The organism is Ohtaekwangia sp., assembly GCF_036786105.1.
In the GTDB taxonomy this organism is placed as follows: domain Bacteria; phylum Bacteroidota; class Bacteroidia; order Cytophagales; family Cyclobacteriaceae; genus Ohtaekwangia.
In genome coordinates, this window is record NZ_DAIQRQ010000002.1 from 158310 (window position 1) to 173075 (window position 14766).

General features: G+C 44.5%; 16 protein-coding genes. 14 read left to right on the plus strand and 2 right to left on the minus strand.

Going from position 1 to position 14766, the window contains the following annotated elements:
• Nucleotides 1–3 precede the first annotated feature (3 nt).
• From V7Q33_RS01715 to V7Q33_RS01755, 9 genes are all read left to right on the plus strand, one after another.
• Complete coding sequence (locus tag V7Q33_RS01715) at nt 4–354, plus strand: hypothetical protein (protein ID WP_333818697.1); 351 nt, start codon at nt 4–6, stop codon at nt 352–354.
• A 99-nt stretch (nt 355–453) separates the two neighbouring features.
• On the plus strand, nt 454–1509 hold the full coding sequence (gene atpB / locus V7Q33_RS01720; protein WP_331980235.1) for a F0F1 ATP synthase subunit A: 1056 nt from the start codon (nt 454–456) through the stop codon (nt 1507–1509).
• Between the two features lie 65 nt (nt 1510–1574).
• The gene (gene atpE / locus V7Q33_RS01725; protein ID WP_079687920.1) at nt 1575–1820 is read left to right on the plus strand and encodes an ATP synthase F0 subunit C; all 246 of its coding nucleotides are present in this window, start codon (nt 1575–1577) and stop codon (nt 1818–1820) included.
• 80 nt (nt 1821–1900) lie between these two features.
• Nucleotides 1901–2395 carry a F0F1 ATP synthase subunit B gene (locus tag V7Q33_RS01730; RefSeq protein WP_331980237.1) on the plus strand — a complete coding sequence of 165 codons (495 nt, stop codon included), beginning with the start codon at nt 1901–1903 and terminating at the stop codon, nt 2393–2395.
• Nucleotides 2396–2399: 4 nt separating this feature from the next.
• On the plus strand, nt 2400–2960 hold the full coding sequence (gene atpH, locus V7Q33_RS01735) for an ATP synthase F1 subunit delta (RefSeq protein WP_331980239.1): 561 nt from the start codon (nt 2400–2402) through the stop codon (nt 2958–2960).
• A gap of 52 nt (nt 2961–3012) precedes the next feature.
• Complete coding sequence (gene atpA, locus V7Q33_RS01740; RefSeq protein ID WP_331980241.1) at nt 3013–4593, plus strand: F0F1 ATP synthase subunit alpha; 1581 nt, start codon at nt 3013–3015, stop codon at nt 4591–4593.
• 62 nt (nt 4594–4655) lie between these two features.
• Nucleotides 4656–5543: an ATP synthase F1 subunit gamma gene (gene atpG / locus V7Q33_RS01745; protein WP_333818698.1), complete on the plus strand. Its 888-nt coding sequence runs from the start codon at nt 4656–4658 to the stop codon at nt 5541–5543.
• A gap of 81 nt (nt 5544–5624) precedes the next feature.
• Nucleotides 5625–6428, plus strand: coding sequence for a hypothetical protein (locus V7Q33_RS01750; RefSeq protein WP_333818699.1), 804 nt, complete (start codon nt 5625–5627; stop codon nt 6426–6428).
• Between the two features lie 4 nt (nt 6429–6432).
• The gene (locus V7Q33_RS01755; RefSeq protein ID WP_333818700.1) at nt 6433–7059 is read left to right on the plus strand and encodes a class I SAM-dependent methyltransferase; all 627 of its coding nucleotides are present in this window, start codon (nt 6433–6435) and stop codon (nt 7057–7059) included.
• On the opposite strand, the gene V7Q33_RS01760 is transcribed toward V7Q33_RS01755, so the two are convergent.
• Nucleotides 7041–8246, minus strand: coding sequence for an NAD(P)-dependent oxidoreductase (locus V7Q33_RS01760; protein ID WP_333818701.1), 1206 nt, complete (start codon nt 8244–8246; stop codon nt 7041–7043). The genes V7Q33_RS01755 and V7Q33_RS01760 overlap by 19 nt on opposite strands.
• Before the next feature lie 104 nt (nt 8247–8350).
• Entirely contained in the window at nt 8351–9970 is a 1620-nt protein-coding gene (locus V7Q33_RS01765; RefSeq protein ID WP_333818702.1) for a S41 family peptidase, read from the minus strand.
• Nucleotides 9971–10228: 258 nt separating this feature from the next.
• Between V7Q33_RS01765 and V7Q33_RS01770 the strand changes: the two genes are divergently transcribed.
• The 5 genes from V7Q33_RS01770 (at nt 10229) to V7Q33_RS01790 (ending at nt 14766) form a co-directional block, all read left to right on the plus strand.
• Nucleotides 10229–10984, plus strand: a complete 756-nt coding sequence (locus V7Q33_RS01770; RefSeq protein ID WP_331980255.1) for an iron-sulfur cluster repair di-iron protein — start codon at nt 10229–10231, stop codon at nt 10982–10984.
• Nucleotides 10985–11009: 25 nt separating this feature from the next.
• Nucleotides 11010–11423 carry a Holliday junction resolvase RuvX gene (gene ruvX / locus V7Q33_RS01775; protein ID WP_331980257.1) on the plus strand — a complete coding sequence of 138 codons (414 nt, stop codon included), beginning with the start codon at nt 11010–11012 and terminating at the stop codon, nt 11421–11423.
• Between the two features lie 81 nt (nt 11424–11504).
• Nucleotides 11505–12053 carry a peptide deformylase gene (gene def / locus V7Q33_RS01780; protein WP_331980259.1) on the plus strand — a complete coding sequence of 183 codons (549 nt, stop codon included), beginning with the start codon at nt 11505–11507 and terminating at the stop codon, nt 12051–12053.
• A gap of 14 nt (nt 12054–12067) precedes the next feature.
• A complete protein-coding gene (locus V7Q33_RS01785; RefSeq protein WP_331980261.1) occupies nt 12068–12847 on the plus strand; it encodes a hypothetical protein in 780 nt (259 codons plus the stop codon).
• Nucleotides 12838–14766: a prolipoprotein diacylglyceryl transferase family protein gene (locus tag V7Q33_RS01790; RefSeq protein WP_333818703.1), complete on the plus strand. Its 1929-nt coding sequence runs from the start codon at nt 12838–12840 to the stop codon at nt 14764–14766. The genes V7Q33_RS01785 and V7Q33_RS01790 overlap by 10 nt, the downstream gene beginning before the upstream one ends.

Consider the following 14766-nt stretch of genomic DNA (forward strand, 5'->3'; position numbering starts at 1 on the left):
TTCTTGATCCGGTTCCTCATTACTTTAATTCTCTGTGCGTGTGCGCTGGCCGGACTCTCGTTGATGTTGGTAAAATTTCAGCCTTCTTTTTTTTACCAAACCCTCATCTTTCTGGTATTTAGCACAGCGATGATCTACCGCTATCTGTACAAGATCGATAAGCCTGCCTTTTTTGTGCAGTTATACCTGCTCACCATGGCGGTAAAGCTGTTGGCGTATGGTGCCTATAATGTTTTTGTGATCCTGGAAGACAAGGCCGGGGCAGCTGCCAACGTGGTCTTTTTCATGATCGTCTACTTCATTTTTACTGCCTTGGAGATTGCCTTTCTGTATCGAAAAATCACACGCGGATAAAGCATTTGCGGAGGCCAAATATTTTCCAAAACATTTTTTTGTGGTGGTATAATTAATACCTTTGCGGTCGGATTTAAAAAGCCTCCGAAATAAGCCAAAATGAGCGTTTTCTCCAGCATTTTAAGACGAATTTTTGTACTCGGCCTGTTGTCAGTTTTAGCTTTTTCTGTTGCTAACGCACAGGAAGAACCGATGCCTGAGTTTGCCAATCACGAGTCTACTGATGAAAAGGAATTTGATGCCGGTGCAGTGATTCTTCATCACGTAATGGACGACCACATCTGGCATTTGTTCGAAGGCCATTATGGCACAATCTATCTCCCTGTCATCGCCTATACCAGCAATGGGTTAAAAGTGTTTTCATCGCACCATTTTTACGATGAACATCACAACCCTTCTGTTGAACACGAAGGCCTTAAACTCGAGCACAATCACATTATAGAAACCAGTACCGGCAAAGCTGTGCTGGATCTTTCCATCACCAAGAACGTAGCCATGCTTCTCATCAATGCTGTTTTATTGGTGATTGTATTTTTAGCAGTGGCAAAAGGATATAAAACAAATACGGGCAAAGCTCCCAAAGGCATCCAATCTTTCTTTGAACCAATTATTCTTTTTGTACGCGATGAAGTAGTGAAACCAAACATCGGCCATCACTACGAGAAATTTCTCCCGTACATGCTCACCCTTTTCTTCTTCATCCTGTTCGGAAACCTGTTGGGTCTTCTCCCCGGTGCTGGTAATCTCACCGGTAACATCGCCGTAACACTCACGCTTGCATTGTTAACATTCATCATTACAAATGTGAATGGTAATAAAGCATACTGGTCGCACATTTTCTGGACACCGGGTGTACCCTTGCCGTTGCGTCTTGTAATTCTGCCGGTAGAAATCATCGGTATATTTACCAAGCCGATTTCCCTGACGATACGTCTTTTCGTGGCGATCACGGCTGGTCACATTGTATTATTAAGTTTGATTTGCTTGACCTTCATTTTCGGAAGCATCTGGGTAGGTTTCGGGTCATCGCTCATTGTATTGTTTATCAGTTTGATCGAGTTGTTGGTGGCAGGTATACAGGCCTATGTATTTACGTTGTTCACATCGTTATACATTGGTATGGCTATAGCAGACCATGACCACGATCATCATTAATAGATTTAAAGATTTCCCTGCCAATGGAGTTGGCGGGGTTTGTTTCACACTTAAATATTAACACTATGTTATTAGCACTTTTATTGGACATCAGCTATGCAATCATGGGCGCTGGTATCGGTGCAGGTCTGGCAGCAATTGGCGCTGGAATTGGTATCGGTAAAATCGGTGGCTCTGCTATGGAAGGTATGGCTCGTCAGCCTGAAGCTTCTGGTAAAATCCAGGGTGCGATGTTGATCATTGCCGCTCTTATCGAGGTGGCTGCTCTCTTTGCGCTTGTAATTTGCTTGTTGATTTCGTTCAAGGGCTAAAAAGCTTTAGAAACCTGTCTTAGGCACTTGGCCGGGCAGGTTTCTTACTTATGTAACTACACCAGACTTTAAATAAAGATATGGAACTTCTTACCCCCGGCACGGGACTTATCATTTGGCAGTTAATTGTTTTTGTAGGTCTGTTTTTCCTCTTAAGCAAACTCGCGTGGAAACCCATCATCAACTCCCTGAAAGAACGTGAAACATCTATTCAGGATGCATTGTCAACAGCAGAGAGAGCCCGCCTGGAAATGGCACAGCTTAAATCTGATAATGAAAAACTTTTGAAAGAAGCACGTGAGGAGCGCGACAAGATTCTGCGCGAAGCACGCGAAGCTTCCAACAGAATAAAAGATGATGCACAGGTGGAAGCGAAAAAATCAGCTGATAAAATTATTGAAGAAGCCCGTGCTGCCATCAACATCGAAAAGCAGGCTGCTTTAAAAGAAGTAAGAACACAGGTAGCGTTGTTCTCATTGGAAGTAGCTGAGAAACTGATGAAGAAAAATCTCACTGACGACAAGGCTCAGAAAGAGCTTGTGGAAAGCTACGTTAAAGACATTAAAGTAAACTAAGGTCATGGCGGATTCACGGGCAGCATCGCGATATGTAAAGTCCCTCCTCGGTTTGGCCGTGGAGCAAAACGCATTGGACCAGGTTCATGCTGATATGCAGTTGTTCGACAAGACGGTTGAAAGCAATCGCGATTTCGAGCTGCTGCTGAGAAATCCTATTATCAAGCACGATAAGAAGAGAGACATACTGGAGGCTCTTTTCAAAGGAAAAGTACATCCGCTTACCATGTCTATCTTCGATATCATTACGAAGAAAAACCGTGAGCCTCTTTTGCCTGCTATAGCAAAAGAATTCCATAATGCCTACAACGACTATAAAGGTATCCGCAAGGCTACCATTACTACCGCTGTACCACTGGATGCCAAGCTCAAAGCAGAGTTCGAGCAGATCGTAAAAGATCTGAGCAAACAGAAGCAGGTAGAGCTGTTAGAGAGAGTGGATAAAGATATGATCGGTGGATTTGTACTGGAAGTAGGCGACAAGCAGATCGACACATCGATCAAGAACAAGCTGAAAGCCCTGAAAGTAAAATTCAGCGAGAACCCATACGTGAAAGAATTTTAACGTACCCCCTGAAAGTAATAAAATTAATAACGACTTAACGACTAACGATATCATGGCAGAGATCAGACCAGAAGAAGTATCAGCGATTTTACGCGAACAACTTTCTCAGTCCCGTACGGAAGCTCAACTTGAAGAAGTGGGAACCGTACTCACCGTAGGTGACGGTGTGGCTCGTATTTATGGACTTACGCAGGCGCAGGCCGGTGAGTTGCTGGAGTTTGAAACAGGACTCAAGGCACTTGTACTGAACCTGGAAGAAGATAACGTAGGTGCTGTATTGCTGGGTGATTCTAAAGGTATTCGCGAAGGCGATACTGTAAAGCGCACCGGTAAGATCGCTTCTGTAAAAGTAGGCGATGGTATGCTGGGTCGTGTAGTCGATACGTTGGGTGCTCCGGTTGACGGAAAAGGCCCGCTGAAAGGCGACCTGTATGAAATGCCACTGGAGCGCAAAGCTCCTGGTGTAATCTACCGTCAGCCAGTGAACGAGCCGCTGCAAACCGGTATCAAAGCGATTGATGCAATGATTCCGATCGGTCGTGGTCAGCGCGAGTTGATCATTGGTGATCGTCAGACTGGTAAGACTGCTGTTGCGTTGGATACCATCATCAACCAAAAAGAATTCTACGAAAAAGGACAGCCTGTATACTGTATATATGTAGCAATCGGTCAGAAAGCTTCAACAGTAGCAGGTGTTGCTGCCGCCCTTGAAAAAGCAGGCGCTCTTCCCTATACTGTAATTGTATCAGCATCAGCTTCTGATCCTGCGCCTATGCAATTCTTCGCGCCGTTCACAGGTGCTGCTATCGGCGAATTCTTCCGTGACACCGGTCGTCCTGCGCTGGTTGTTTACGATGACTTGTCAAAGCAAGCGGTTGCATACCGTGAAGTGTCTCTTCTTTTGAGAAGACCTCCTGGACGCGAAGCTTATCCTGGTGACGTATTCTATCTTCACTCTCGTCTGTTGGAGAGAGCTGCGAAAGTTATCAACAACGATGCGATTGCGAAAAACATGAACGACCTCCCTGCTTCTATCAAGCACCTGGTAAAAGGCGGTGGTTCATTAACAGCACTTCCTATTATTGAAACACAAGCGGGTGACGTATCAGCCTATATCCCTACGAATGTGATCTCGATCACAGACGGTCAGATATTCCTGGAAACAAACCTCTTCAACTCGGGTATCCGTCCGGCTATCAACGTGGGTATATCTGTATCACGCGTAGGTGGTTCTGCACAGATTAAATCAATGAAGAAAGTTGCGGGTACGCTGAAACTTGATCAGGCACAATTCCGCGAGCTCGAAGCTTTCGCGAAATTTGGTTCTGACCTGGATGCAGCTACAAAACTTACCATCGAACGTGGAAGAAGAAATACAGAGATCCTCAAGCAGGATCAATACGCTCCGGTTCCTGTAGAAGAGCAGGTAGCGATCATTACAGCCTCAACCCGTGGTTTTATGGATAAAGTGCCTGTAACCAAAGTGAAGCAATTTGAGAAAGACTTCACAGAGCTGCTGCGTGCGAACTACCGCAGCGTATTGGATAACCTCCGTGCCGGTAAATTTGAAGATGCCGATGTTGATACCATCAAGAAAGTAGCAACAGACCTGGCAAGCAAATACGCAGCATAGTAAGTAGTTGATTGCGTTAATATCAACACGTCAGCACTTAAAACACATACGCATTACAAGGTATGCCGAGTTTAAAAGAAGTAAAAAATAGAATTGTATCTGTAGTCTCTACGCAGCAAATCACCAAAGCCATGAAAATGGTGGCGGCTGCAAAACTGCGTAAGTCACAAGACAGAATCGTGCAGATGCGTCCGTTCGCGCAAAAGCTTTCTTATATTCTGAAGAACCTGTCGGCTGCCCAAAGTGGTGCTGACAGCGACAACTGGTATAGTGTAGTACGCGAAGAGAAGAAAATTCTCATTATCGCCATCAGCTCCGATCGTGGTCTTTGCGGATCATTCAACAGCAATATTTTCAAAGGTGTACTTCGACTGATCGAGGAGAAATACAGTGCACAATATGCAAAAGAAAATGTAACGATATTGACCATCGGTCGTAAAGCGACAGACTTCTTTGGCAAGCGTAAATACCCGGTAATTACTGACTTTACTTCTGTCTATAACCAACTCACATTCGAGAATGTATCGAATACCATGGAGTATGTGATGACGGCGTTTAAAGAAGGTAAATTTGATAAGGTAGAACTGGTGTACAACGAATTTAAAAACGTTGCTACTCAGATTCTTCGTGCAGAACAACTACTGCCAGTACCTGCACCGGCTGTGGAAAGCAATGCTTCCAATCAGATCGATTATATATATCAACCTGATCAGGAAGAAATCATTACAGGTCTCATTCCAAAGTCGTTGAAAGTACAATTGTTCAAGGCGCTGCTGGATTCGCAAGCTGCTGAAAACGGTGCCCGTATGACAGCGATGGATAAGGCTACCGAGAACGCAGGCGAATTGTTGAAACAACTTCGGCTTACGTATAACAGAACGCGCCAGGCAGCGATTACAAAAGAAATCCTCGAGATCGTGGGTGGTGCAGAAGCATTGAAGTCATCTTAAAATATTTTATCGCAATAGGAAAGTCCTCTGAAAAACCGGAGGACTTTTTTTATTTTATACTTGTTCTGATCAAAAGAGTTCATGCAGCAACTCGTTAAACTATATAGATTATTAAATCTGCTGAGTGTTGACGTTGCGGCAGGTGCGGTATGTTCTGCTCTTTTCTTTGCCCGCATTTTGAATGTTCATATTCTGCCCTATGGTTTGGTTGCGCTGGGCCTTTCAGTGTGGATCATTTATACGGCCGATCATTTACTGGATGCATACAAGATCAAGGCTCCAGCTGCTACCGAGCGCCACAGATTCCATCAAAAACATTTCAGACTACTCGCGCTGCTGCTACTGATAGCGGTATCAATAAATGGCATCATCATTTTATATATAAGGCATACTGTTTTTGTTGCAGGTCTGTATGTTGGTGGAACAGTAGGTATATACTTTCTGATAAATCGTTATCTGAAATTTTTGAAGGAATTTTTTATAGCAATAGTATATACCATTGGTGTAATACTTCCTTCTGTATCTGTCGCAGCATTACCTGCCAAGGAATGGCCGTGGATGACGATTGCTCAGTTCTGCCTCACGGCCCTTATTAATTTGATTTTATTTTCGTGGTTTGATCACGAGCGCGACAAGCAGGATAACAATATATCTTTTGTAACGATATTGGGCGAAAAAACAACCCGTATTTTTATATGGATACTTTTTGGCTTAGCAATCTTCATCACGGGTATTCATATTTCTTTAGCCGATATCATTATCCTGCTTATGAATGTAGTATTGCTCATCATCTTCGTGGCAAGCCGCTACTTTGCTATATCCGATCGATTCAGATTAGTCGGTGATTTTGTATTTGTGATGCCGGCGATCTACCTATTCTTTTAACGGTATGAGCTTCGATCGTATCGCCCCGGTATATGATACACTTTCGCGCTTGGTGTATGGAAAGAGCATGGTAGCATCGCAGCGCCATTTCTTGGCTGCTATATCTTCGCACGCCACCGTGCTGATCATTGGCGGAGGAACGGGTTGGATTGTGCAGGAGCTATTTGCCGTGAACAGCACGTGCTCAGTAGTGTATGTTGAAGCCTCGCAAGAGATGATCCGGCAAACGGAGAAAAAAATAAAGCCGAAAGATGCATCGCGTATCCGATTTGTGTGGAGTGAGGAAATTCCTGTTGGCGCAGTATATGATTGCATTATCACTAATTTCTTCCTGGACCTTTTTTCAGAACAGCACGCGTCCAATCGCATACATCAGATTAAAAATATACTGAAAGAAGATGGATGCTGGATTGTTACCGATTTTGTAGATGAAGGTAGGTGGTGGCAAAAAATCTTGCTGAAAAGCATGTATATATTCTTTCGCACCCTAAGCAAGATCGAAGCAACATCATTACCTCCGTGGCGCTTGCAGCTGGAACGCGAAGGTCTTCGCAGAAAGGCATCCCAAAAATTCTATCATGGTTTTATTGAAAGCTCACTCTATGTACATGTTCACAAACCGTTGACGTAATCGGTGAGATATTCAAAATGAGTAGTAAGTTTCCCGTTTGCAGCTATCGTAGCTCGTTTGATAACATCGTCAGGATCGGCGTTTACCAGCATTGGCAGTACTTTGTTGATGAGGTCCTGGCCAAATTCTTCGGAAGCACTTCGTGGCAATTCGCAAGGTAAATTGTCAACGGCCATCACCGTAATATACTTTTCTCCGGAGAGCTCTGGTTTTAATGAATCCGTAGCAGGATCGTAATCATACAAAGGTTGTGCTATGGTAGTTGCCTTCTTTGTGCTGGGAATGGAACCATCTATATCGCACGTAACATCAGCAACGATGGTTATCTTAAATTCAGATGATTGCATATCAGCCCGTGTGAAAAGTACCGGAGCTTTCGGATTCCAATAGGCGCCTGCAATAAGTATATCTGCCACTTTTGTGAAGTCTGTAAATGTTGAAGTATATCGCTCCGGATTTTTATGAAACTCTTCACGATTAAAATTTCCACCTTCTTTACGAATATGATAATCTGCACTGCCGAGCTGAACATATACCGGTTCATTAAACTGCCGTGTGAGGAAATCCTGCGGGTTTACCTTGCGTATACCAGCAGAGTCTAGCGTCTCCATACATCCTTTGCCTACGCGCCCTGCACCCGTAAGTATGATTTTAACGGCTGGTAATTTTACTTTGCGCAGTTCCAGTTTAAGATCATTTACATCGTGGCACTCGTGTGCCCTTCTTAACGAAAATGTTTTGAAACGTTTACCATACGTCCACAATGCATTGTAGGCACCTACTATACCAGCATATCGGCCAAAGGCCACGAGCCTGTTGCCATAGCGATCGGTGAGTACTTCATAATCAATAAGGCGTATGTTTTTCTTCAGCACAGCCTGCAGCAGCTTTCGGTTGTAGGCCTGCTTTTTAATAGTATGCGAGAAGAAAAAATACGTTTTGTTTTCGATAAGCTGATCAATGGGAACTTCTTTTATACCCATCAGTATGTCGCAATCACTTACATCTTTTGTTACCGGTATATGCAGTGTACGATACTCGTCATCCCTGAAACAACGAATGCTGCTTTCTTCGCATACTACTTTTAATAGCGGAAAATGTTGTTGAATTTCAAGAGCCTGTTGAGGAGTAAAGGGTACACGCTTATCGGTAGGAATTTTACCCTCTCGGATTAATCCGATTTTCATAGGTGAGTCAATCGTCATGAAGTGTTTGTAGCGATGAGTTTAAAAGATAAGGATCAGCTTGATGTATATATACTTGCATCAAAGCTGATCCTTCGTTCAAAAAATTAGAGCTTTCGCCTGTCGAGCTCAGGAATGTGATCGAACAGCTTAATGGCTTGCATGAAGACTTCGTTCGTTTCATTAAACACCGGATAGAATCCATCGTTGCCCCAAAGCTTGCGTGCGATCTGTGCCTTAACGTGTACCTGGAATAGTTTGCGTTTATCGCGAAGTTCTTTCTGGTTCGGTTTCACCTTGTTCCGTTCACCAATTTTCACAAGCTCATTGATCATTTTGTCAGTAACAACAAAGTTCTTCAGATAATCTTCGTATCCTTTTTTCTCCAGTTCTTCTTTGTGTACTTCGGCATATCCAAACGTAAATTCCTGAATGGAAGTAGAAGTATACAGCTCGTTCAGGTAATGGCTGTTCAGCGATGTATCCAGCGGTACAAAATAGTCGGGCATAATACCGCCACCGCCATATACGGTTCTGCCGTTTGGAGTAGTATATTTCAATGAGTCGTTAAACTTGATACTGTCGGCATGGAAAAACTCGCCGTGATTATAACGGCTTACAATATCCAGTGCATATTCATCTTCGTCCTGGTAAGGCTTTTGAATAGAGCGGCCACTGGGAGTATAATAGCGGCTTACGGTGAGGCGCAGCTCGGAGCCATCGCTCAGGTCGAATGGTGATTGAACAAGTCCTTTACCAAAACTTCTGCGTCCCACAATCAAAGCGCGGTCATTATCCTGTAAGGCACCCGATACAATTTCAGAAGCAGACGCGCTGCCTTCGTTAACGAGTACAATAAGATCGCCTTGCTCAAATGCTCCGCGCTCGGTAGAATATGCTTCGGAGTTGTTCTTTTTGTCTTTACCTTTCGTGAACACGATCTTCTTGCCGGTTTTCAAAAAATCGTCAGCCATATCGATCGCAATGTTCATATACCCGCCTGGATTTCCCTGTAGATCGAGCACAAGTTTTTTCATGCCCTGACCTTTCAGTTTATTCAGTGCTTCGTGAAACTCATCGTAGGTTGTAGCTGCAAAGCGATTCACTTTGATATAGCCGATCTCTTTATCAACCATATAAGAAACATCCACAGAGTACTGTGGTATTTTGTCACGAATAATTTTGTACTCGATCTCTTTGCCTCTTCGCAGGATTGTAACCTTTACCTCTGTTCCTTTCGGGCCTTTCAGTGCCTTCATCACCTCCGCAGAGGTAACGCCCACACCTGCCAGTACTTTGTCATCTACCTTTACGATCTTGTCGCCTGATTGAATGCCCAGCGCTTCTGACGGCCCACCGCTCAGCGGTGTAACCACAACGATGGTGTCTCGAAAAATATTGAACTCGATACCGATGCCATCAAAATTTCCGCGGAGATCTTCGTTCGCAGCAATGCGATCGCGCGCTGGTATATAAGACGAATGCGGATCGAGTTTGTGAAGCATTTCCTGAATGGCTTCATCCACCAGGTTGCCCGTGTTTACCGTGTCTACATATTCATCATGAATCTCGGTGAGCACTTCGCGCAGTTTCTGAACATCAGCGCCTACATCGGCAGTACTTTTTCGCGAGCTGAAACTTGACCCCACAAACACCCCTGCTGCCAGCCCCAGACATAACACGATGGGTAAACTTATCTGATACTTTGAATTTCTGTTCTCACTCATACGGCAATAATAAATAATCTATTAACGAAGTCCGAAGATAAATGTTGGACGAGAAAGTTCCAGAAAACAGGCGGTAATATCCTTGCAACTTTCCCTTATCAAGGGGCTGGCTGCTGCGGTTTGCCATAGGGTTATGAATGCGGCCGATGGCCCGTTCATTGTAATTTAACCATTTTTGCGCCCCGTTGACCCCATGGGATTTTCTTCGGGCATCTGTAGCTGACTATGGCGTTTTTTTAGCTTATCTTTACCAGAACCATGAGTAAATCAACATTGAAAGATACGCGCATCTCAGAACTCGTAGATCAAAACTACGTGCATGCGTATGTGTTGTTTTACTTTGGCATTCGCTTCTATGAGTATTCGGAACTTACGCTGGAGCAGGTATGCCGCGAACGAGGCTTGCGCGTAGAGCAGGTGATTCGCGAACTGGAGTCGCCAACGCATTTGCGCGAAGCTGATCTGCCATTGATTTCTTACCCGATCGATCTGATCATTGAGTATCTCAAGCACTCACACTTTCTGTTTGTAAAACACAAGCTCCCTTACATCGCACGCCTTGTAGAAAGTTTCAAGGCTCACCACGAAGACTATATCTCTGTAGAGCGTGATCTGAAGCTGGTGTTTCCGCTTTTTGTAGAAGACTTTATACAGCATATATACGAAGAAGAAGATACATTCTTCCGGTTCATTCAAACACTGGAACGTGCTTCAAAAGGTAATTTTGTACCCACCAGGCTATATTTTCTGTTAGAGAAAAATTCGGTGCAGAAATTTGCTGTCGACCATGAAACACATGATGATGAGATGGACGGCATACGCAAAATCACAAAAGATTACAGGATTGAAGCAACGACTCCGTTACACATCAAAGTGCTATACAACGAGCTTCGTGCGTTCGAAACGAGTCTGATCACACATGCACGCATTGAGAATGAAATTCTCTTTCCGAAAGCAATGGCACTCGAAGCCAAAGTAAAAAAAGCGTTTCTCGACAAAGTAAAATTCAACTAATTTCTTCATCTCTGTTCCGCGCTATATGGGAAGAATCCTGGCGATTGATTATGGTACAAAGCGAACCGGTATAGCCGTTACCGATGTTCTTCGGATAATTGCTACCCCGCTGGACACAGTGCCGAGCCAGGAGCTTTTGAATTTTCTGAAAGTATATCTGCAAAAAGAACCCGTGGATGAGTTTGTAGTGGGCATGCCCAAGACATTAAAGAACGAAGATTCTGAAATCGCTCCCCTCGTAAGAAAGTTTGTAGAAGAACTGAAGAAAACATTTCCCGATAAGCCAGTCCATCTGGCCGATGAGCGTTTCACCAGTAGTATGGCGATGCGCGCCATGATCGATGGCGGTATGAAAAAGAAAGACCGCCAGGTAAAAGGCAATGTAGACAAGATCAGTGCTACCATTATTCTCCAATCTTTCATGGAGGCTGCCCGGTAACTTACCGATTCAGCGGCTATCTTCTATAATTTCCCCTGGCAGACGATTAACCAATTCCGGATAACGGTTAACTTTGCGTCCATGATTTATCCTATCGTAATGTATGGTGACCCGGTGCTGCGCCAGCGGGCTAAAGATATAGAGCAGGGCACGGATCTGAAACAGTTGATCGAAGACATGTTCGAGACAATGCATGCAGCTAACGGCATTGGTCTGGCTGCGCCGCAGATCGGTAAAAGCATTCGTCTGTTTGTTGTGGATGGCACAGAGCTCGATGAAGAAGGAATGGAAAATTTCAGGCAGGCATTTATCAACCCGCAGATACTGGAGGAGACTGGTGAACCCTGGGAATTTGAAGAAGGCTGTTTGAGTATTCCGAATATACGGGAGAACGTTTCGCGCAAGGCCGATCTCAAAATCCGTTATTACGATGAACAGTGGAACTTGCATGAAGAAGCATTCGATGGAATGAAAGCACGTATTATTCAACATGAATACGACCACATTGAAGGCAAGCTCTTTGTTGACTATCTACCGGCATTGAAAAAGCGTTTGCTCAAAGGCAAGCTGGCCGATATCAGCAAAGGAAAAGTAGATACTGAATATAGAATATCTGCTCCCGGAAAATAACTGGTGCAGTATAGATGAGCAATTTCCGGTTGGTGAAATGGTATCTCGATGCCTCCGACAACGAACATCAGGCATTTATCGGGTATGCAGCAACACTAGCCTGGAAGTGGATCAAACTACACTATAGCGGTTATACGTTTCTCGACAGCCACGGGAAACTTCGCAAGAGAAACAGGTTTTCAACAAAAGCATTTCCGGATACAGATAGCAATACGATCCGTTGGAAGGCCTTCGATTGTGCTGGTACATGGCAATCTTCTGATCCCCCTATAGAAGAGGCTTTACTGGATAATGGTGATGGAAAAGCTATACGTTGGCAATGTATACTGCCGCAAGGTGATGCAACGGTGCGCATCGGCAAGGGCGGTATATATAGCGGACGAGGCTATGCAGAGAAGATCGAGTTGACCATTGCTCCCTGGAAACTTCCCATCGATGAGTTGCATTGGGGAAGATTCCTCGCAGAAGGTCACACGATAATCTGGATTCGCTGGATAGGCGCCGCCCCCAAAGCGCTGGTATATTACAACGGACAAAGCATAGCTGCCCCTGGTATAGCACAAGACAAAATTGTATTTGACAGATACATCCTCCAACTGTCAGATGCACACACTTTGCGGAAAGGAACCGTCACCACCACAGTTTTTGCAAGATTTCCTGCACTTGCAAAACTATTCCCGAAATCTATACTTCAACTGCAGGAAAACAAATGGCTTTCAGCCGGAACATTGTATCGTGGTAAACACGTTATGGCAACCGGACAAGCTATACATGAAATAGTACAATGGAAGTGAACAGTTCTTTTCTCGGCAAATTTCTGTATGCCGTTTTCTTTTGCATGATCGTTCCCGCGGGGTTGTATTGGTGGGCACTACAACTTCCTGTTACATTACCCGTAGTGGGTAATGCACTGATCGGATCGGCTTTGGCGATCATTGGTTTTTTACTCGTTGCATTATCCATGTTCGATCTCTGGCGATATGGCGAAGGCTTGCCCATGAATGCCTATCCTCCTAAAAACTTTGTAGACAGAGGGTGGTATAGTTTATTTCGACATCCTATATATACAGGATTTTGTTTTTGCTGTGCCGGTATATCTATGGTGGCTCAATCGGCTGGCGGCTTTTACGTAATAACCCCGGTGATGTTTATACTGTGTATTGCGTTGGTTGCCGGATACGAAGAGCCGGATCTTCTGAAACGTTTTGGTAAGCTGCCACGCAAAACAATTTTTGGATTGCCTGAAGAAGCTACAGCACAGCCCGTCATCGCTGAACGCTTCGGAGTATTCGTATCCGCCTTTGTGCCCTGGTTTGCCATGTATGAGTTGTTTATATACATGGGCATCGATCATTACTATATAAATACAATTTTACCCTTTGAAGAGAATTGGCCGGTGCTGGAATGGCCCGAGGTATTCTATGCATCTATATATTTCTTTGTTGGTTTGCTGCCCTTCTTTCTCAAAACAAAATCGCAATTGCGTAGCTTTTTGTTACTGGCGTGGTGGAGTGCCGGCATTGGTATATTTATGTTCTTTGTATTTCCATTTTACTCAGCACCCCGTGCCTTTGTGCCTCAAACGTGGTTGGGAGAATTTATTCTGTACGAGCGTTCTATCGATGGGCCTTCTGCGGCATTTCCTTCCTTTCATGTTATATGGTCGCTGGTGGCTGCTGTTACATGGAGCGCATTTATACCACGGTGGCGCGTTATATGGTGGTGGCTTGCAGGTATGATTACTTTCAGCTGTATAGCCACAGCAGTGCATTCTGTAGCTGACGCAGTTATGGCCATGATAGTAGTATGGACCGCAGCGAAGCGCAACACCGTCTGGACATATCTTCAGCGCAGAAGCGAACAATTGGCAAACTCCTGGAGGGAGATCCGGATTGGTAAATTCAGAATTATAAACCATAGTATATATGCCGGTCTTGCAGCGGGTCTGGGTATTTTGATTGCAGCACAGTTTTCCATTCGTATAGAAGTGCTTTTAATTACATCGTTCTCGTCTTTGGCGGGTGGTGTGCTATGGGGGCAGTTTGTTGAAGGTTCTCCCAGGTTGCTCAGGCCGTTTGGTTACTACGGTGCCTTGCTCGGAGGGTTGGCAGGATTATCTATAGCGCATATAGTATACGGGCAATCTTATGTAGCGATGGCATGTGCTTTTGCACTGGCTGCTCCGTGGACACAAGCTGTTGGCCGGCTGCGTTGCATGGTGCAAGGATGTTGCCATGGTACTGTAACCAGCGGGCAGTGGGGCATCCGGTATATAAATGAGCATAGCCGTGTTTGTAAAGTCTCTGATCTGAAAGGCAAGCCGCTGCATAATACACAACTATATTCTATCTTCTCTAACATCATTATTGGCCTGGTATTGTTGCGTTTATGGGTGGCAGATGCTTCGCCTTCGCTTATTGTAGGCATGTACTTTATACTTTCTGGTGCAGCGCGTTTTATAGAAGAAGCCTATCGTGGCGAAGCACAAACGAAGATCATTGCTAAACTTCGTATATACCAATGGCTTGCTATCGCTTCCATAGTGGCAGGTGTAGCGGTTACAGTGATACAATCGTCCGATCAGGTTTTGTTGACTCCTTCCTTTTCCTTTCCGGTTGCATTAGCCATTTTTGTTTCGGCGCTAAGCTGGGCGTTTGGCATGGGTATGGATTTCCCGAACTCAAACGTTCGCTTTTCGAGACTTACAGGATAG